At 63.4% G+C, this 19,502-nt stretch carries 16 protein-coding genes and 2 pseudogenes; 11 read left to right on the top strand and 7 right to left on the bottom strand.

Features of this window, described 5'->3' with window-relative positions; genetic code table 11:
- Nucleotides 1-21 precede the first annotated feature (21 nt).
- The 3 genes from E1748_RS00295 to E1748_RS00285 are packed head-to-tail and all read left to right on the top strand — an operon-like array spanning nucleotide 22 to nucleotide 1,959.
- Nucleotides 22-924 (top strand): urea transporter, encoded by a 903-nt coding sequence (locus E1748_RS00295; RefSeq protein WP_133645165.1) that lies wholly within the window; start codon nucleotides 22-24, stop codon nucleotides 922-924.
- A 28-nt stretch (nucleotides 925-952) separates the two neighbouring features.
- Nucleotides 953-1,738 (top strand): class II aldolase/adducin family protein, encoded by a 786-nt coding sequence (locus E1748_RS00290; protein WP_133645164.1) that lies wholly within the window; start codon nucleotides 953-955, stop codon nucleotides 1,736-1,738.
- Nucleotides 1,739-1,770: 32 nt separating this feature from the next.
- Nucleotides 1,771-1,959 carry a 4-oxalocrotonate tautomerase gene (locus E1748_RS00285; protein ID WP_133645163.1) on the top strand — a complete coding sequence of 63 codons (189 nt, stop codon included), beginning with the start codon at nucleotides 1,771-1,773 and terminating at the stop codon, nucleotides 1,957-1,959.
- A 14-nt stretch (nucleotides 1,960-1,973) separates the two neighbouring features.
- Here the strand turns inward: E1748_RS00285 and E1748_RS31670 are convergent.
- Both E1748_RS31670 and E1748_RS00275 read right to left on the bottom strand, forming a co-directional pair.
- Nucleotides 1,974-2,165, bottom strand: a pseudogene (locus tag E1748_RS31670) (addiction module antidote protein); the annotation flags it as partial.
- Nucleotides 2,166-2,309: 144 nt separating this feature from the next.
- Complete coding sequence (locus E1748_RS00275; RefSeq protein ID WP_133645162.1) at nucleotides 2,310-2,603, bottom strand: hypothetical protein; 294 nt, start codon at nucleotides 2,601-2,603, stop codon at nucleotides 2,310-2,312.
- Between E1748_RS00275 and E1748_RS00270 the strand changes: the two genes are divergently transcribed.
- The 3 genes from E1748_RS00270 to E1748_RS31395 are packed head-to-tail and all read left to right on the top strand — an operon-like array spanning nucleotide 2,604 to nucleotide 5,202.
- On the top strand, nucleotides 2,604-4,013 hold the full coding sequence (locus E1748_RS00270) for a cytochrome ubiquinol oxidase subunit I (RefSeq protein ID WP_133645161.1): 1,410 nt from the start codon (nucleotides 2,604-2,606) through the stop codon (nucleotides 4,011-4,013).
- A gap of 36 nt (nucleotides 4,014-4,049) precedes the next feature.
- Nucleotides 4,050-5,051, top strand: coding sequence for a cytochrome d ubiquinol oxidase subunit II (gene cydB, locus E1748_RS00265; protein WP_133645160.1), 1,002 nt, complete (start codon nucleotides 4,050-4,052; stop codon nucleotides 5,049-5,051).
- Entirely contained in the window at nucleotides 5,029-5,202 is a 174-nt protein-coding gene (locus E1748_RS31395; protein ID WP_166653486.1) for a hypothetical protein, read from the top strand. The genes cydB and E1748_RS31395 overlap by 23 nt, the downstream gene beginning before the upstream one ends.
- Before the next feature lie 78 nt (nucleotides 5,203-5,280).
- Here E1748_RS31395 and E1748_RS00260 read toward each other — a convergent pair whose 3' ends face one another.
- Complete coding sequence (locus E1748_RS00260) at nucleotides 5,281-5,487, bottom strand: DUF7661 family protein (protein WP_133645159.1); 207 nt, start codon at nucleotides 5,485-5,487, stop codon at nucleotides 5,281-5,283.
- A gap of 655 nt (nucleotides 5,488-6,142) precedes the next feature.
- On the opposite strand from E1748_RS00260, the gene E1748_RS00255 reads away from it, so the two are divergent.
- Entirely contained in the window at nucleotides 6,143-6,886 is a 744-nt protein-coding gene (locus E1748_RS00255; protein ID WP_133645158.1) for a response regulator transcription factor, read from the top strand.
- A 6-nt stretch (nucleotides 6,887-6,892) separates the two neighbouring features.
- Here E1748_RS00255 and E1748_RS00250 read toward each other — a convergent pair.
- Nucleotides 6,893-7,059: pseudogene (locus E1748_RS00250) on the bottom strand (IS5/IS1182 family transposase); the annotation flags it as partial.
- 83 nt (nucleotides 7,060-7,142) lie between these two features.
- Complete coding sequence (locus E1748_RS00245; protein ID WP_133645157.1) at nucleotides 7,143-8,051, bottom strand: alpha/beta hydrolase; 909 nt, start codon at nucleotides 8,049-8,051, stop codon at nucleotides 7,143-7,145.
- Between the two features lie 65 nt (nucleotides 8,052-8,116).
- Between E1748_RS00245 and E1748_RS00240 the strand changes: the two genes are divergently transcribed.
- Entirely contained in the window at nucleotides 8,117-8,581 is a 465-nt protein-coding gene (locus E1748_RS00240; protein WP_133645156.1) for a MarR family winged helix-turn-helix transcriptional regulator, read from the top strand.
- A 335-nt stretch (nucleotides 8,582-8,916) separates the two neighbouring features.
- On the opposite strand, the gene E1748_RS00235 is transcribed toward E1748_RS00240, so the two are convergent.
- Nucleotides 8,917-10,782: a hybrid sensor histidine kinase/response regulator gene (locus E1748_RS00235; RefSeq protein WP_133647172.1), complete on the bottom strand. Its 1,866-nt coding sequence runs from the start codon at nucleotides 10,780-10,782 to the stop codon at nucleotides 8,917-8,919.
- 374 nt (nucleotides 10,783-11,156) lie between these two features.
- On the opposite strand from E1748_RS00235, the gene E1748_RS00230 reads away from it, so the two are divergent.
- Together E1748_RS00230 and E1748_RS00225 are read left to right on the top strand one after the other, a co-directional pair.
- Nucleotides 11,157-11,948, top strand: a complete 792-nt coding sequence (locus E1748_RS00230) for a hypothetical protein (RefSeq protein WP_133647171.1) — start codon at nucleotides 11,157-11,159, stop codon at nucleotides 11,946-11,948.
- 246 nt (nucleotides 11,949-12,194) lie between these two features.
- Nucleotides 12,195-15,590 (top strand): alpha/beta fold hydrolase, encoded by a 3,396-nt coding sequence (locus E1748_RS00225; RefSeq protein WP_133645155.1) that lies wholly within the window; start codon nucleotides 12,195-12,197, stop codon nucleotides 15,588-15,590.
- 37 nt (nucleotides 15,591-15,627) lie between these two features.
- On the opposite strand, the gene E1748_RS00220 is transcribed toward E1748_RS00225, so the two are convergent.
- Nucleotides 15,628-17,802, bottom strand: a complete 2,175-nt coding sequence (locus E1748_RS00220; protein ID WP_420819303.1) for an NHL repeat-containing protein — start codon at nucleotides 17,800-17,802, stop codon at nucleotides 15,628-15,630.
- Between the two features lie 505 nt (nucleotides 17,803-18,307).
- On the opposite strand from E1748_RS00220, the gene E1748_RS00215 reads away from it, so the two are divergent.
- Nucleotides 18,308-19,453, top strand: coding sequence for an acyltransferase family protein (locus tag E1748_RS00215; RefSeq protein ID WP_166653485.1), 1,146 nt, complete (start codon nucleotides 18,308-18,310; stop codon nucleotides 19,451-19,453).
- Nucleotides 19,454-19,502 lie beyond the last annotated feature (49 nt).

The following is a 19,502-nucleotide window of genomic DNA, read 5'->3' as shown; positions in this document are numbered from 1 at the left end:
GTCACGTACTGCACCCCTCCGATGCACGCCGCCGCTCACGACACCGATTCCCCCGCATTGCGCACGCTGTTGCGCAGCGTCGGTCAGATCGTCCTGCAGCCGAATGCGTTCACCGGCGCGTGCGTGCTTGCCGCGCTGCTGGTGTGCAACGTACGTCTCGCGTGCGCGGCGATGATCGGAGCGACGACCGCCAATGTCGTCGCAATGCTGATAAACCACGACGACGCATGCACACGTGACGGGGCGAACGGTTTCAACGGCGCGCTGGCCGCGCTCGCCACATTCTCATATGTCGCGGACCCAGCCACCGCGACCGCGCTCGCGATCCTGTCGGCGACCGCTGCGGCTGTATTGCAGGCGCCGTGGTCGCGCTGGCTACGTATGCGAGGTCTCGCGGTTTATTCGAGTCCGTACATTGTCGTCACGTGGGGCTGGCTCGCGTTATTGCGTGAACCTGTCGATACCATCGCGCCCGCCGTGCAGCCGGTGACGACGTCGCTCGGCATCGCGAGCGGTGTGCTCTCCAGTTTCGCGCAGACCGCGTTCGCATCCGGCGCATTGCCGGGGCTGCTTGTGCTCATGGGTATCGCTGCGGCGTCGCGTCGCCACGCATGCGCGGCGCTCGTCGGCGCCGTGCTTGCGAACGCGGTGCTGTGGTGGTGCGGCACGCCGCTATCGTCTTTCGACGCCGGCCTGTTAGGATTCAACGGTGCGCTCGCGGCGCTCGCACTCGTGGACCGTGGCTTCGGCTACGCGCTGGCCGGTGCCGCGCTCGCTGCCATACTGCAACATGCGACGACCATCGCAGGCTGGCCGATGATGACCGCACCGTTCGTCGTCGCGACGTGGAGCCTGCAGATGCTGTACCGTTCGCGGATCGCGAATGCTGCACGAACCGAGACTGAAAGCGCGCCCGCACGATGAGCGCGCTGCGCATCACGAGGAGACCGACATGTCGTTTGCCCACACGCCCGCCGGCCGCGTCGCCGCGACGGGCCCGATGACCGACGCCGAGCACCGCACGCGCATCGATCTCGCCGCTGCCTACCGGCTCGTCGCGCTCAACGGCTGGGACGATCTGATCTACACGCACATCTCCGCGAGCGTGCCGGGCGAGCCGGGCCACTTCCTGATCAACCCGTTCGGTTTCGCATTCGACGAGGTCAGCGCATCGAATCTCGTGAAGATCGATCTCGCCGGACACATCGTCGGCACGAGCGAGCACACGGTGAACGTGACCGGTTTCGCGTTGCACGCCGCCGTGCATGCGGCGCGTGCGGGCGCGTTCTGCGTGATGCATCTGCATAACACCGCTGGGATCGCGGTATCGATCCAGCGTGCGGGACTGCTGCCCGCGTCACAGCACGCGCTGCGCTTTCACGGCCAGCTCGCGTATCACGACTACGAGAGCCTCGCGTTCACACCGGTCGAAGGCGAGCGCCTCGTCGCGCACCTCGCGGACAAGCCCGCGATGCTGTTGCGCAATCACGGCACGCTGACGGTCGGCCGCACGGTCGCCGAAGCGTACGTGCTGATGGCGACGCTCGTGAAGGCCTGCGAAATCCAGCTGCTCGCGCAGGCGCGCGACCCCGAACACGCGGACCTCGTGCTGCCGTCCGAAGCGGTCGCCGCGCGCACGGCGGAGCAACTGCTCGACGGCGGCGCGATCGAAGGCGCGCTCGAGTGGCCCGCGCTGCTGCGCAAACTCGACCGGCTCGATCCGTCGTATCGCGAGTGACGTTTTCTTTTTACTTCATAGGAGAGCCTGCCATGCCCACGTTTCGTATCGAACTGTTCGAAGGCCGCAGCATCGAACAGAAACGCGAGTTCGTTGAAGCGATCACGCGTGCGACGTGCGAGTCGCTCGGTGTCGAACCGAATAGCGTCGATATCATTCTCACCGACGTGAAGCGCGAGAACTGGGCGACGGCGGGGAAGTTGTGGAGTGACGAACGCTAGGACTCGTGCGTCCTGGTCTTGTATAGGCTCTCCCGCCCGAAGCACGCATCTGCGGCAACTTTCGCCATGCCTCGCGCGCGGGCCACATCGCCGATCGCTGCAACGAGCAGATCGGGATTTCACGCCGCGTTGATGTACGCGGCAATCGCTTCTTCGCTATCAAGATAGTCCGTCGCGTCGAAGCGGGCGGTTTTGATCTCTTCCATACACACACTCCATCGCACTTCGATTACTGCTTCTGAATCTGCTCGACATGATGAGCGCCTTTTCGACAGACGTCGTCATCTGCCGCCCTCGGATCCGATGTCATCGAACTTGCGATTGTCCGTAGCTGCTGATCGAAACCCGCATCACGCATCCACAGCCGCCTCACCTCCCCACACCGTCTGTTGCAGCGCGGTGTATTGCCGCACTTCCCACACAACAGCGCACACCCAATCCTCGCAACGCACATTCAAAAAATCACAGCTGATCAATTGTTTACGCGCCTTCCAGCCCATCAAACCACCACCCCTCTGCGTCTTTTCGCCGCGCAGCGCGCCGCAGCAAAAACACCCGTGATCCCCTAATCTGGCGGCATCTGCTGAAACGCAGTGCGCATCGACAGCGGTCGACGCGCGTAGTCGGTTTCCGGTCTCACGCATATGAACACCTCGCTTTCGGCATTCGATCTGGCGCGCCTCCAGTTCGCATTCACCGTCTCTTTCCACATCGTTTTTCCGGCGCTGAGTATCGGTCTCGCAAGCTTCATCGCCGTACTCGAATGGCGCTGGCTGCGCACCAAGAAGGCCTACTACAAGGATCTTTGTCTGTTCTGGTCGAAGATCTTCGCAGTGGCCTTCGGCATGGGAGTCGTCTCCGGCGTCGTGATGAGCTACGAGTTCGGCACCAACTGGTCGGGCTTCTCCGCGTTCGCGGGTCCGGTCACCGGGCCGCTGCTGATGTACGAAGTGATGACCGCGTTCTTTCTCGAAGCGGGCTTCCTCGGCATCATGCTGTTCGGCTGGCAGCGCGTCGGTCCGCGCGCGCACTTCGCTGCAACCTTGATGGTCGCGATCGGCACGCTGATCTCGACGTTCTGGATCCTCGCGTCGAATAGCTGGATGCAAACGCCGCAAGGCTTCGAAGTCGTCAACGGCCACGTCGTGCCGCTCGACTGGTTCAAGATCATCTTCAATCCGTCGTTCCCGTACCGGCTCGCGCACATGGCGATCGCGGCGTTCATCGTCGCGGCGCTGGTCGTCGCCGCGGTCGGTGCGTGGCATCTGCTGAAGGGACGGCGCGACCCCGCCGTGAAGAAGATGTTCTCGATGGCGCTGTGGATGCTGCTGGTCCTTGCGCCGTTGCAGGCTGTCGTCGGCGATCAGCATGGACTCAATACGCGCAAGTATCAGCCGGCGAAGATCGCTGCGATCGAAGGTCTGTGGGAAACCGAAAAAGGCGGCACTGCGCTGAACCTGTTCGGCATCCCCGACATGCAGGCCGAGACGACCAAGTACGCGGTGTCGATTCCGCATCTCGGCAGCCTGATTCTCACGCATAGCTGGGACGGCGAGATTCGTGGTCTGAAGGAATTCCCGCCGCAGGACCGGCCCAATTCGACGGTCGTGTTCTGGAGTTTCCGCGTGATGGTCGGCCTTGGTCTGCTGATGATCGCGCTTGCGGGAATCGCCTGGGTACTGCGCCGGCGCGATCGTCTGTACGAAGCGAAGTGGTTTCAGCGGCTCACCGTCGCGATGGGTCCGAGCGGTTTCGTCACGCTGCTCGCGGGGTGGGTCACGACCGAGGTGGGTCGTCAGCCGTGGGTCGTGTACGGCGTGATGCGCACGTCGCAGGCGGTGTCGCCGCTCACCGCGCAACAGGTCGGCATTTCGCTGATGGCGTTCGTGGTCGTGTACTTCCTCGTGTTCGGCACCGGCATCTACTACATGCTCAAGCTGATGCGCGGCGGCCCTGCGCTGCCCGGTGCGGAGCCACATGACTCACAGGATCCGCAGATCGGGAACGCGGTACAGGCCGCGTCGACCGCGCGCCGTCCGCTGTCTGCCGCCTGACCCCACTCGCTTTCGAATTCGGATTCGGAGATTGCCATGGATGTAACCGTAGTGTGGGCCGCGATCATCGCGCTTGGCCTTTTCATATACGTCGTGCTGGACGGCTTCGACCTCGGCATCGGCATCGTGTTTCCGTTCTTTCCCGACGGCCGCGAACGCGACCTGATGATGAACACCGTCGCGCCCATCTGGGACGGCAACGAAACCTGGCTCGTGCTCGGCGGCGCCGGACTGTTCGCCGTGTTCCCGACGGTCTACTCGACCGTGCTGTCCGCGTTGTATCTGCCGCTCATCTTCATGCTCGCGTGTCTGATCTTTCGCGGCGTGTCGTTCGAGATCCGCTCGAAGGCGAATCGCACGCGGCATCTGTGGGACCTCGCGTTCATCGGCGGGTCGACGGGCGCGGCGTTTTTTCAGGGCGTCGCATTGGGCGCTTTTCTGCAGGGCATTCCGGTCGTCGACGGCAGCTATGCCGGCGGTGCATTCGACTGGCTCACGCCGTTCAGTCTGCTGACCGGCCTCGGGCTCGTCGCAACGTATGCGCTGCTCGGCTGCTGCTGGCTGATCGCGAAGACCGAAGGCGATTTGCAGCGCCGGCTGCATCGCGTGGTGTGGCCGCTGACCGTCGTGCTGCTCGGCTTCATTGCGATCGTCAGTCTGTGGACGCCGCTGCAGGACCCGCAGATCGCCGCGCGCTGGTTTCACGACGGGCTGCTGCATCGTCTGATGCCGGTGCCGTTCCTCGTCGCGGGCTGCGCGTTCCTGATGCATCGCGCGGTGCGCGGCCGGCATCACATGACGCCGTTCTTCGCTGCGCTCGGAATCGTATTGCTCGGCTACGTCGGCTTGCTGTTCTCGTTGTGGCCGTACGCGATTCCGTCGAGCGTCACGCTATGGGAAGCGGCCGCGCCGCGTTCGAGCCAGGTGTTTACGCTCATCGGCGCGTCGGTAATCCTGCCGGTGATCCTCGCGTACACGACGCTCGGTTACTGGGTCTTTCGAGGGAAGGTTCGCCATGGCGACGCGCATTATCACTAGGCTTGCGGCACCGGTCTCGCGGGTTGCGTCGTTGAAACTGCCGCGCTGGATCTGGTTCGTCGCGCTGTGGTGCGGCGGCGTGAGCGCGGCGATGCTGCTCGGGTTCGCGTTCAAGGTATTGATGAACGCGACGCTGTTCGCGGTCGCGTAACGGCCGCTGCGGGACGTGCATCGGTAAGTGCCGTCGACGCGCAAGCGTTTGCGTCGCATCGCCGGCATACACGCACACTCACACGCGACGAATCTCCGTCCCCGGCGTCGCCTCTTCATGCAGCAGGTCGTTCAGATACTGCTCGACGTCCTGCTCGTCGATATCGTCGGGGATCACGATGTCGTCGACGTCACCCACGACACCATTGCCGGGCCGCTGAACCTTCCATCGTCCATCGATGCGCCGCACGTCGATCCGGTAACGTCCGAAGATATCGAATCTCATCCACTTCTCCGCAGTTGTGAGCCGCGTTGGCGGCTCTTCATCTATTTTCTTCGAGTCCGACGCAACCTGCTTGAAAAATCGCCGTTTGCGATTCGTCTAGAAGACAGGCTCTTGAAACCGGCAGTCGCCGGTCTCGGAAGTCGATCGAAGGGGGACGGGGGAAGCGCGACGAGCGACAGCACGAACGGCACCGCACAGCATGGAACGACAACGCATCGGGCCAGCCGCGTGAGGAGATCACCGTACGAACAGAAACTGTTGCAGTTGGACCGGGGAACGCCAACAATACCGGGGACCGTCGTCCGGAAGCGGATCGCAAGACTGCTTCACCGGGCATCTGGGAGTATCCGCGCCGCCAGGCCGGGAGCCGATCGAAAACGATCGGCTCCCGGGGCCGGATAGTGACGGTAAGCAATCGACGCAGTTAAAAAATCGATGCGCACCGCCACGCAAGCAGTAAAGGAAACGTGCTGACCCGCGAGGGGCTGTAGTACCGCGACGCGAGGCGCGGAGCACCGGTGCCGAGCCGGAGCCACGATGCCGCGTGCAATGCTTGCGCTGCGTCGGCAGCGTCGCGGTCGTCATGCAGAAAGCGGGCAGCAACGGCACAACAACAGTCGTACATAACCCGGTAACGCCGACTCGCGGAGACATCATGAAGTTTCTTGTGGCCGACGATCATGAACTGATCCGCCAGGGTGTCAAAGGCCTCTTGCGTGGCCTCGACCCCGACGCCCAGTTCGACGAAGCCGACAGCTGGGAAACGCTCGCCGCCGCCGCGCGGCCCGACGCGGACCACGACCTCGCGATTGTCGATCTGAACATGCCCGGCATGGGCGGTGCGCCTTCGCTCGCCATCCTGCTGAAGGCGAACCCGGCACTGCCGGTCGTCGTACTGTCCGCCGAAGAATCGCCGGACGAAATGCGCGCGGTGCTCGCCGCCGGCGCGCTCGGCTTCGTGCCGAAACGCCAGCCTGCCAGCGTGATGCTGAAGGCAATCGAACTCGTGCTGTCCGGTGGCGCGTACGTGCCGATGGAAGCGCTGAGTCTGCTCGGCACACGCCAAAACGCAGTCGCTTCAGGGCCGGACACCGCCACGGGTAGTGAGGCTGCTGTCGAAGTGCCGGCATCGCTCACCGAACCGTTGACCGCACCCGTCGTCACTGCGCTGCAGCCGCATCAACAGCATCTGCTGGAAAACCTGTCGCCACGGCAACAGGACATCATGCGGCTCGTGCACCGCGGCTGGACCAACAAGATGATCGCGCGTGAACTCGGCGTCGCCGAAGGGACCGTGAAGGTGCATCTGTCGGTGATCTTCCGCGCGCTCGGCGTGCATAACCGGTCGACTGCGATCGCGGTGATCAACGGCTGGCTCGAAGCGGGCAAGACGCTTTAAGGCTCGCTAACAAAACCGCTCTACGAATCGCAGGCAAATAACGGCACAAGCCAGCACGAGCAACGCAGCGTGAGTTTCGATACTCCGCTCGAAGCGGATACGCCGTTTGCCGAAACCGGCTAGCGACGCATGGGACGCTCGACAATCCGGCGGTGACGGCCGAACTTCTGGTTGCTCCCGGCATCGTGCAAACAAGACGTGCCGTCATACCGACGTGGCCTCAAAGACTCGTAGCCGTTTCGAACGACAGGTACTGTTAGTACACCCTGGATGATCGCAGATGTTGCCTCAAAAAGAGCGCGGCTCGATCCAAGGCCATATCGGCCTCGTCGAGCTGGCCGATGAATGACTGAAAGACGTGCGGCACGCCCGCAGTGACATCCAGCACGACGTCGACCTCTGCTTCGCGGGCACGCTCGGCGAAACGTACCGAGTCGTCGAGCAGCAACTCGTTCGTGCCGACTTGCAGCAAGATCGGCGGGAAGCCCGTCAGGTCGGCCAATACCGCCGGCGCGGCCAATGCCTGATGCGGACTCTGGCCAGCGAGGTACAGGTCGCCGGTATGTTGCATGCCTTCCCTGGTCAGGAACGGATCGACGCCGGCCTTGGTGTCCACTGACTTGCCCGAACGGGTGTGATCAAGACCAGGCGAGAAGGCAACGATCGCGCCCGGCAACGGCAGTGCCGACGCTCGTGCCGCCAGCGTTGTCGTCACCGTCAGGCCTCCGCCCGCCGAATCGCCGGCGAAAGCGATCATCGCCGGATCCACGCCGCTTTCCAACAGGGCGCGATACGCTGCAACGCAGTCCTCGATTGCTGCCGGAAACGGATGCTCGGGGGCGAGGCGGTAGTCGAGCGAAATCGCACGAAACCCCGTCCGCGCGACCAGACTTGCCGTCAGCCCCATCGCCGTTTGCGGTGATCCAAGGATGAAGCCCCCGCCGTGGAAATACAGAATCGTTCCCGGCCTGCTTTCCCCTTTCGGCTCGACCAGCACCGCCGGGCGACCCGCAAGCTGGATTTCACTTTGACGCACATCCGGGACCGGGCACAGCGCCATCAGCGCGACAAATTTTTCCCGCATCTCTTCCACGGGTTGCGGCACGAAACTGTTGCTGCTCTTGCGTAACAAGGCATCGACGGCCTTGCGTTGATCTCGACTCATGCCAGATACCCTCTCTTTGCTAGAATGTATTCCTTGGAATATATTCTATATGCCTAGGAATACAAATGCAAGCAGCAAGCCTGAATCTCAAGACCGTATTCGGCGACCTTGTGCGCATCGAGACGAGGCTGTACAACGCCGTCAACGATCGACTGCGGGCGCGGCACGGACTCTTCGCCTCGCAGTTCGAGTTCCTGTCTTACCTTCGCAACCATCCGAAATCCCGCGTTGCCGATCTCGCGGCCTACTTCGCCATCGGGGTCGGCGCGACGAGCAAAGGAATCGATCGACTGGAAGCGCAGGATCTGGTCCGCCGGTTACCCAACCCGGAGGATGGCCGGTCGTCGCTACTTGAACTGACCGAGACCGGCGCCGCGCAGGTTGACACTGCCGAGCGCACGCTCGACGAACATCTCGTCGCGCTTTTTGGAGCAGCGATTGATCCGGCTCGCTGCGAACAGTTTGCCGACGCCGTTGCGCTTCTGCGTCGTTTTCTCGAACAGGAAAATATCGGTACGCCTGCCGGCTAAGCGGCGTTGCCGAATCATTGTCTGCTTCGTTGAAGCGTCGCGGCATCACTGCTCGCACCGCTCGTGGTGGTACTGAGAGCGGCGAAAAACCCAGCCGTCATCGCCAGGTCGTCGAGCGTCCCACGCGTCGCCAGCCGGTTTCGGCAAACTGCTTATCCGCTTCGAGCGGAGTGTCGATACTTATATGTCGCGTGCTCACATTGGCTTGTGCCGTTATTTGCTCGCGCTTTATGCAGCAGTCTTGTCAGCGAATCCAGGTAGCTCGTTCAAGTACGCCGCCCCTTGCCGCAGCGTGGGTCTTCATTCCCACGACTCATTTCCGGCTTGCGCACCTATCACGACGCGTAGCCCGGCCGACCCAGTTCGACCGGCGGCACCACACCGTTGAGCGGCACGTCCGGCAACTCGCCGGACGCCTCAACGGGCTCGGTGCCCGAGACCACATCGTTCTGCTGCCACAGCAGTTCGAGCGTGCGCCGCAACCGCGCCGGCGTGACCGGCTTGTGCAGCACCGGAATGCCCTGCGCCGCGAGCGCTTCCAGTTCGAGCGACGACATGTCGCCGGTAATCAGCAGCGTAACGACGTTCACGCGACCGCGCCGGGCCATCGCATCTCGCACCGCTGCAAGCGCCTGCGCGCCGGTCCGGTGATTCGCGAGCTGGTAGTCGCACAGCACCGCATCGGGTTCGAAGCCGGACTCGAGCACGCGCAGCGCATCCGCCTCGTCGCGCACGCCGCGCACGACGCAGCCCCAGCGACCGAGCAGGCTCGCGAGGCCATCGAGTATCGACGGTTCGTCGTCGATACACAGGATGTGCCGCCCCTGCGTGGACGACACGACCGGCGGCACATCGCCGAGCCCCGCGACGATCCGCGACACGTCGCCCAGCTGCACGCCGAAGCGGAACACCGAGCCGCGTCCCGGTGTCGAGCGCAGTTGCACTTCGCTGCCGAGCAGGCCGATCAGCCGCTTCACGGTCGGCAGGCCGAGCCCGTGTCCCTGGCGCGCATCGCGCTGCGGATTCGCGACCTGATAGAACTCCTCGAAGATGTGGTCCCGCTCTTCCAGCGGAATGCCGATGCCCGAATCGCGCACCTCGATCACGCCGCCCGCGCGCCGGCCCGCCCGACGAAAGCCCATCCAGATCGCACCGTGTTCGGTGTAGCGCACCGCGTTCGACAGCAGGTTGCTCAGCACGCGCTCGAGCAGCACCGGATCGTCGTGCAGCACGATCGACGTCGGCGCGATCCGCAGCGCGAGCCCCTTCGCGGCGGCCTGCGGCCAGTACTGGTTGCCGACCCGCTCGAACAGCTCGGACAGCCGGAAGTGCATGCGGATCACCTGCGTGACGCCGCTCTCGATCCGCGCGAGGTCGAGCACCTGGTTGAACAGCTGGTTCAGCGCATCGACGTTGTTGACGATGTGCGCGGCCGTCTTCTCGTGCTGTTCGGTCGACGCGGCCGGATCGTTCAGCGATGCGGCGAGCAGCCCGATCGCGTGCAGCGGCTGGCGCAGGTCGTGGCTCGCGGCCGCGAAGAAGCGCGTCTTCGCGAGGCTCGCTTCTTCGGCGACCTGCTTCTGCTCGGCAAGCGATTCGGCGAGATGCTGCTGATCCACCCGCGCCTCGACCACCTGATGAAACAGCTTCCGGTAGCTGATCGCATACACGTTGATCGCGCAGAAGAAAAACGCGAGGACGATCGCGAGCACGGTGCGATCGAACGTGTGACTGCCGAAGTGCAGGACGATCGCCGGCACCAGCAGCAGCGGCACCGAGGTCGTGAAATTGAGCCGGTCGAAACCGTTCGACATGAACACGCCCGCCGCCAGCGTGACCAGCAGCACCGTGTGCAGCAGCGGCAGTTCGGGCTGGTGAGTCTGGAACGCGAACCAGATCGCGAAGCCCGGCGCGCTGTACAGCAGCACGCTGCGCAGCGCATGCAGCTGGATCCAGCCGCGCGACGTGAGCGCGAGCGGCTGGCGCCGGTTCCAGATCCACATCGCGAGGCCCGCGCAGTTCGCGAAGCCGTAGAACGTGAAGCACGCGGCGAACAGCCGAGGCTCGGGCATCTCGCGCCAGTAGACGGCGACGAAGACGGCAATCGAAAACCAGTGGCTGAAAAAGGCGATCGGGTCCTGCGCGTACAGCACGCGGACGAGATCTTCGTCGACCGCGCGCTGGATAGGATCGGCCCGCATCATGCGGTCTCCTTGTCGGGTCCGGCAGTGTTCATTGTTGGTCGTGGTAGCGCCGGACGGTGCGGCAGTGGGTCGACGGGAGCGGGCGCCGCCGCGCCGGATGACGTCGTGACCGACGGCGAGGCATGACAGCAAGGCCCGGCGGCGGGTAGGACGTCGAGGTACGACGGTTTACCCGACAGTTTACCCGTCAGCTATCACTTAATCCATATAGGCGCGGGCGCAACCAAAAACCATACTGGGTGCACTTTCAGCGCGGCATACGGCCCTTGGCGGGGCCGGTCTCCTGCCACCTCGCCTGCTTCCCGGCGACCGGCTCCCAGGCGGATTTTCCGCTCACCGCGCTCTTTGCCCTGACCAACACGGAGGTTTTTATGGGCGCAGTTCCGAGCCGCGAGTTCGCGCGCAATCTCGACGACGCAATCCTGCCCGAACTATGGCGACGCCGTACCCGCCTGTCGGACGACGAGATGGTGTCGATGGTCGAACTCGTGCAGCGCGCGCTGCGTGCGTACCACCCCCAGGAGCTGTCGGCGCTCGGCGAGGACAAGGACGAACTGGTTGCCCAGTTCATCTATACCAAGGTGCTGCGGCTCGCGCCGGGTCACACCGAATCCAACGCCTGCGCCGAAAGCGCACCGTCCAACGGCTATGCGCTGTGCGCTTACTTCAGACGTTATCTGATCGACTGCCTGCGCAGCGCGAGCCATCAGCGCAACGTATCGATGGAAGACGAAGGCATGGCGCAGGAAATCGACCTGCAGGCGCATGCGCTCGAAGACCCGGTGGAAAGCGTGCTGATGCAGTACGGCCTCGACGAACGGCGCGTGCGGCACGCCGCGCGGACGTTCATCGCCGGGCTCGACGAGCCGGAGCGCATCGTGCTGGGCGGCAGCCTCGGCTGGTGCTCGGGCTGCAAGGGCGGACTGTCGGCAGTGGCGGCTCGCCATCGGGTACCTTCGTATCATTACCGTGCCGTGAAACTCGGCGTTACGATGAAGAAGACGGCCGACGCCGACGATTTTTCCAACACCAAGATCGGGCGCTGGCTGATCGACGTGCTCGGCATCGACATCGACAGCGACAACCGGAAAGTCATTCTTATCGCGCTGAACCTGCTCGCCGCCGAATCAAGCGAAGACGAAATGATCGAAGCCGCTGCCTGAATGTCTGCACGGCGTGGCGGCACCGCACGACGGTTCGGCGACCAGGCCGTGATCCTGGCCAACGACGCCTGATTACCCACCGCCCGCCGTTCGTTGCACGCCCATCCGGATCCGCACGCGATACTTGCTTTTGCCCGGTCCCGCACGTCACGATAAGCAGATCAGACAGACTGCGGGGCGCCGCGTCTGTCCCATTCCAGGACTTTCAGGGTTTCCCCCGCCCTGACCTACTACAAAGGTGGTCGAATGAACCGCTTATCGAGTGCCGTCGATACGATGAAGCCTCACTACGAAATCGTCGTGGTCGGCTCGGGGTACGGAGGCGCCATCGCCGCGAGCCGGATGGCGCGCGCGGGGCGCGACGTGTGTCTGCTCGAACGCGGCCGCGAATTCATGGCCGGCGAGTATCCCGCGACGCCGCTCGAAGGCTTGACTCAGGTGCAGTACAACACCGGCCTCGCGCAGATCGGCTCGCCGCTCGCGCTGCTCGAGGTGCACGTCAATCCGGACGTGAACGTGGTGGTGGGCTGCGGACTCGGCGGCACGTCGCTGATCAATGCGAACGTCGCGCTGCCGCCCGATGCGCGGCTATGGGACGATCCGCGCTGGCCCGCCGCGCTGCGCGCCGACCAGGCGGGCCGCGACACGGGCTACGCGCGCGCGACCGCGATGCTGCAGCCGTCGCCGGTGCCCGCCGATTTTCCGCGTCTGCCGAAACTCGACGCGCTCGAATTCGCGGCGGCCAGGCTCGGCATGGAAGACCGCTTCTACCGGCCGCCCATCACCGTCACGTTCAAGGACGGCCCGAACGCGGCCGGCGTCGTGCAGAAAGCGTGCAATGGATGCGGCGACTGCAACTCCGGCTGCAATCACGATGCGAAGAACTCCACGCACATGAACTATCTGCCGGACGCCGTCTCGCACGGCGCGCAGATTTTCACGGGCGTCTCAGTGCATTCGGTCGTACGCGACGAAGCGACGCAGCGCTGGCGCATCCGCTATCAGCCGGTCGGGTTCGGCCGCGACATCTACGATGCGCCCGATCTGTTCGTCACCGCCGACGTCGTGATCCTGTCGGCGGGTACGCTCGGCTCGACCGCGATCCTGCTGCGTTCGCAGGAAGCCGGGTTGCCGGTCTCGACGCAGGTCGGCCAGCACCTCACCGGCAACGGCGACGTGCTCGCGTTCGCGGTCAACACCGATCACGATATCAACGGCGTCGGCTGGGGCAAGGAGACCGACATTCCGCCGGTCGGTCCGACCATCGCAGGCATCATCGATCATCGCAACACACCCAACGTGCGCGACGGTTTCGTGATCGAGGAAGGGACGCTCGCAGCGCCGATCGGCGCCGCGTTGATGGCGGTGCTCGGCATTGCTGCGCCGGTCGAAGGGATCGAGATTCCCCAACTGCGCGCGGCTGCGCCGGATGCGGACGCCGACGATAAAGCGCCGCTCGCACCCGAAGCGCGCATCGTCGACAGCGTGCTGCGCGGTCCGTATCGCGGCGCGATGCGCAACACGCAGACTTACCTCGTGATGGCGCACGACGACGAGAGCGGACAGATCGTCGTCGAGAACGAGCGGCCGCGCATTCACTGGCCGAACGCAGGCAAGCAGCCGATCTATGCGACCGTCGAGAAGACGCTCGATGCGGCATCGACCGCGCTCGGCGGCACCTACGTGCGCAATCCGATGTCGACCGAGCTGCTCGGCAACGGCCTCGTCACCGTGCATCCGCTCGGTGGCTGCGCGATGGCCGATGATGCCGCGCAAGGCGTCGTCGATCAGGCGGGTCGCGTGTTCTCGGGCACGTCGGGCAACGCGGTTCACACCGGCCTCTACGTGATGGACGGCGCGGTGATGCCGATCTCGCTCGGCGTGAATCCGCTGTTGACCATCTCCGCGCTCGCCGAACGCAACTGCGCGCTGCTCGCGGCTTCGCGCGGCTGGCAGATCGACTATGAATCGGCCGGACATGCGGACACGCCGCCCGCGCCGAAGATTGGCCTGCGTTTCACTGAAACGATGGTCGGCACCTACACGCCAGCAAACGGCGAGGCCGCCGCAAGCCCGATGAGCTTCACGCTGACCGTCGAGTCCGACGATCTCGAACACATGCTCGCCGATCCGCAGCACGAAGCGCGGATGGTCGGCACGCTCACGGCGCCCGCGCTGTCGGCGGAACCGATGATGATCGCTGACGGCCGCTTCAACCTGTTCGTCGACAACGAGGAAGAAGTCGACGTGCGCAACATGAACTACCGGATGACGCTCGTCACGGTCGAGGGCAAACAGTTCTATCTGTTCGGCCAGAAGATCGTCACGCATTCGTCGCCGCTCAACCTGTGGGCGCAGACGAATACGCTGTACGTGCAGCTGCGCGATTCGCCCGCAGCCGACGCGCAACCGATCGGCCTCGCCACGCTGATCATCACGCCGGAAAATTTCCTGCGACAGACGCGCACGATGGAAGTGACGAACGCGCCCGACCTCGAAACGCGTCTCGCGTGGCTGCTGAAGTTCGGGCGGTTTTTCGCGGGTGTGCTGTTCACCGAATACGGCGGTGTCGCGGCACCGTTGCAGTATTTCGACCCGGACGCGCCGCTGCGTGCGCGTCGCGCGTTACGCGCGCCCGCGCCGGAAATCGCGTTCTTCAAGACCGGCGACGACAAGACGCTGAAGCTCACGCGCTATCGTGGCGGCGACAAGGGACCAGTGCTGCTGATCCACGGCTCGGGTGTATCGAGCCGGATTTTCTCGACCGATCTCGTCGCGACGAATCTCGTCGAGTATCTGTGTGCCGCGAATTACGACGTATGGCTCGTCGATCTGCGCGTCAGCATCGAACTGCCGAGCGCGGCCGAGTCGACAACCGCCGACCTGGTCGCACGCGAGGACATTCCGGCCGCGGTCGCGAAGGTGCTCGAACTGACCGGCGCTCCTGACCTCCAGGTAGTCGCGCATTGCCTCGGCGCGCTGACTTTGTCGATGTCGCTGATGCTCGGATTGAGCGGCGTGCGCTCGGCGGTGCTGTCGCAGGTGTCGGCGCATCCGGTGCCCGGCGAGTTGCAGAAGGTCAAGGCGGGTTTGCACATGCCGGACATTCTCGGCCATCTCGGCGTGAAATCGCTGACTGCGTTCACGCGCAGCGAGAAGTGGCCGAAGAACCTGCTCGACGAAGCGCTGCGGCTGTTCCCGGTCGGACACGAGGAAGGCTGCAACAGCCCGGTCTGTCATCGCGCGACCTTCATGTACGGGCTGCTGTACGAACACTCGCAACTCGACGATCCGCTGCACGACAACCTGCACGAACTGTTCGGCGTGCACGACGTCGAGCTGTTCGATCAGTTGGCGGCGATGGTGCGTGTAGGTCACGTCGTCGATGCGCAGGGGCGCGACGCGTACCTGCCGAATCTCGACGCGCTGCAACTGCCGCTGACGTTCATCCACGGCAGCGAAAACCGCTGCTATCTGCCGACGAGTACCGAGCGCACGTTCGATCTGCTGGTCGAGCGGTTCGGTGCACAGCATTACGCGCGGCATGTGATCGATGGGTATGGGCATATCGACTGCATCTTCGGCAAGAATGCGGCACTCGATGTGTACCCGGCGATTGCGCGGCATCTGGACGCTTATTGAGGGGTTCGGTTTTCGGTGGACGCATGGCGTGCGCCGGTCACGCCGGCTTCCACCGATACATGATCACCTTCGCCCGCGCGTCCTCTTCGACGAAGATCAGATACTCGCCGTCCGCGCGCCGAAACGCGCTCACGCCGTTCGCCACATCGACCCAACCGGACGCGCGACCGACCTCGGGCCCCGGCTTCATCACGCCGATTTCCGCACCAGTGTTTTTGTCGTAGACGTGCACCGTACCCACCGGCTCCACCGCGAACACATATTTGCCTTCGACCGTCACGCCGATGATCGTCGCAATCGGCTTCGACGTCGTATTCCATGGCAACGCGATCACATAGCGTTGCACGGGCTTGCCGGTCGACCATCTGTCGTAGCGCACCAGCACGCGCCCCGCTTCCTTCCAGAAACTGCGGTCGGCCGCTGCCTGTGCGGTGTAGCCGGTCACGTAGAGCGTATCGGTCGACGGCTCGTAGATCGCGCGACGTGCATCGGTGAACGGCTGCGGCAATGTGTAAGCCGTCATGTTCGACCACGCGTAGACCGGATTGCCGCGCGCATCGAGCCCACCGAAACGCAGACGGTAGATGCCGTCCGAATTGTGCGTGCGCCAGATGTCGCCCGCGCTGTCGACCCAATAGCCCCAACCGCCAGCCAGCATCTTGCCGGTTGAGTTAACGGCAAATTCGTCGCCGTCAAATTTGCCGTTGCCGTTCGCGTCGCGCCAGATCCAGTCGCCGTCGGGTGGTGCGTTCGGTATCGTCTCGACTGCCCGTCCACTGCCCGCGATGAAGCCCGATGGAATCGCAGTCTCGCCGTCGTGCTGCGCGTCGAAGCGATAGATCTTCAGATGGTCCGCGTACATGTCGGTCGAGAACAGAAACGTTTTCCCCTTCAATCTGCGCGCGATCGGTAGACCCGGTGGCCAGCGGTCGGTGTGAAAGACCGGGTCGTCGGGATACTTGAAACGGTTCGACAGGAAACCCGCGTACGTCCACTGCTGCCCCGCCGGTTTCGACAGATCGAGCGTGAAGCGTTTGTTGCCGGTGTAGACGCTGTCCGGTCGCGACGGGTCCATCCATGCCCCGTCGACGAACAGCAGCCCTTGTACCTGCCAGAGTGGGTGGCCATCGGGTGCATAACTTTCCAGTGTTGCACCCATCGTCGCGCCGGCCGAGTCGTCGCGTGGACCGATGCCGTTGGTCGACACATAGACATTGCCGTGCGCATCGACACCGACGCCCGTTAGTCCGTTGAAGCGTTGCGGTCCCGGCCGGCCTGCGACGCCGGCAAAAATGCCACCGCGCTCGCCGAGTGTGCCGGATGCGACGTAGCGTCCATCTTTTCTGATGAAAGACAGTACCTGCTGACGCGGCCCGTTGTCGGCGATCAGCACACGCCCCTGCGGATCGACGGCGATGTCGGTCGCGATGGTATCGGGCGGTAGCGGCAACGTGTCGTCGAGGCGCTGACCGTTCGCCGCGTAGTGCGTAACGCGCGGCGTGCTGCCTGTACGGGTATCGGTGAGCACCCATAGCGTGCCGTCGGGCGCCAATGCGATGCGCCCAGGTTCGTGGACGGTCCACGTCGTCTTGCGCATCAGCGATTGCGCGTCGTAGACCTCGATGCGCTGTTGCGCGGGGTTCGACACGTACAGCAGCGTATCGCTCGCCGCGAGACCGCTGACCTCGGCACGCTTGCCGTCAGGCATGTCGTTGATCATCAGGAAACTCGCGGCGAGTCGCGCGCGTGGATCGGCGGCGTTCGCTGGAGGCTCGAACGGCGCGCTGCGTTTCGTATCGCCGATCTCGCGCCGCGACACGCCGAACCACTGATGCCCTTTCGCCGGCCAGATGCCCTGCGCGACCAGATGACCGCGTTCGTTATTGACCGACACCGCGATAAACGCGTAACGACGATTGATCGCGATCGCGTTACCGCCGCCGTTGCCCCAGCCGTGCGTGCCGCCCGCGAAGCCGAGCACCTTGCCGTCCTTGTAGACGCTCGCTTCCGCGCCGCTCTCGTCCCACGGCGCATTCGTATAGACGGTGCCGTCGGGTGCCACCGCCAGTGCGGTGATGTTGTTTTGCGTCCATGTTCCGTTGCTGAAACCGAAGGTGTTGCCGATCCACGATGTCTGCACGTTTAGCGCGGTTTCGGTTTCGGTTTTGGCTGACACAGCGGTGGTTGCAATGCAGGCAAGAACGCAGAGCATTCCGGCGAACGTGCGAGGGATCAAGATTTTTCTCCGGGCGAAGGCGCTATAAAGGCGCAATTCGATTTGCGCTTTTCATTAACGAATTTCGCTCTACGTTACGCGTTAAATTCGATCCGTCGAAAGCATAATTATTTCTAAAATATTCCGCGATTCCCGTTCCCCGATTAGACAATCCGCAATACCCGTCGGACCCTTTTCTTATCGATCGACACAGGTCAATCGTTCCACCTCTGTGGATAGATCGGACAATACGACCGGCATCCGGCGCGCGTTGCGGATGAACAACCGGCGGATCGCAACCGCAAGAAACGGACCTCGGAGGCTCAATCGGTTCATACAAAAATATAAAAAAAAGAAGTTGTTAGCAATTGATACAACTCTTCACGCACCCCGGGTAAACGCCCAATCATTTTGTGACCGAACCGATTGGCACAGCGCGGTGCTTCGCCCCGTCTCCGCTTGTGACGCTTGTCAATCATCAAGACTACGAGGCACTTATCGGATGAAAGAGCTGAGCGTTTCTCACGGCCAGTATTATCCGCAACTCGATGCACTGCGGGGCGTCGCGGCATTGATGGTGGTCATCAATCACTTTGTTCTGCTGGGTCCTTTAGCGTGGGTTCCTAAAACGCCTTTACGCGTTATTGCGCTAGGGCATGAAGCCGTTATCCTTTTCTTTGCATTAAGCGGATTCGTCCTGACGCTCCAGTTACGATCGCGCCGGGGAATTTCCTATCGGGACTATCTGGTCAAGCGGATTTGCCGGATTTACCTTCCGTATCTCGTGGTGCTGATCGCTACATTCTCGATCGTCAATGCACTGGTGATTCGCCCCGTGAATTGGGCTGGAGGGTGGTTCAATGCCGTATGGAGCGGGCCATTCACCGGCACTGAAATTGTCGACCATCTATTGTTTATCGGCCAGTACAAGGCCGGTCAGATGATCCCGGTGATCTGGTCGTTAATTTACGAAATGCGAATTTCGCTGATCATGCCGCTCGTCGTGTTCTGCATGGCCCGTGCGCCGGCTGCCGGATGCATCGCGTCGGCGCTGGCCGTGTCGATACTCGGCTTCGCGCTGGTGCCGGCGGGCACCGCAAGCAGCGCGAACTTCGAAGGCGACTGGGCGATGACCGCGCACTATCTGGGCATCTTCATCGCGGGCGCGACGCTGGCGATTCATCAGCGAGCGTGGCGGCAGTGGCTTGCGAAAGGCCGGCGCACCGAGGCCGTGCTGGCCGGCTCAGTGGTGCTCTACTTCGTGTCGCGCTCGACGATGTCGATCACGTCGGGCACCGTCGGCCAGTTTATTTTCGACTGGTGCGTCGCAGCCGGTTCAGCGGGCATCCTCTGCACAGCAATCGCTTCTTCGCGTTTCGCGGCGTTGCTGGCGATGCGTCCCATCGCGTTCCTCGGCACGATCTCGTACAGCCTCTACCTGACGCATGCGGTCGTGCTGATCGGCGTCATCCATCTGATGCCCGCGCAGGAATCGATGTGGCATGCGATCGTGCTGGCCGCTGTGCTTGTCATTCCTGTGGCGACCGTCGTTCACTTCGTGGTGGAACGGCGCACGATCGCGCTTGGGCAGTTCTTGACGGGACGTACGGACACGGCGGCGGCGCGTGCTAGGCAGCAGCCGTTCTGATTCGATGATTCGACGCGCGTTGTTTCGCGATGCGGCTACGCGGCTGTGA

Source organism: Paraburkholderia flava (genome assembly GCF_004359985.1).
GTDB lineage: Bacteria > Pseudomonadota > Gammaproteobacteria > Burkholderiales > Burkholderiaceae > Paraburkholderia > Paraburkholderia flava.
Note: the sequence above shows the minus strand (reverse complement) of the source record. Positions and strands in the feature narration are given on the sequence as shown.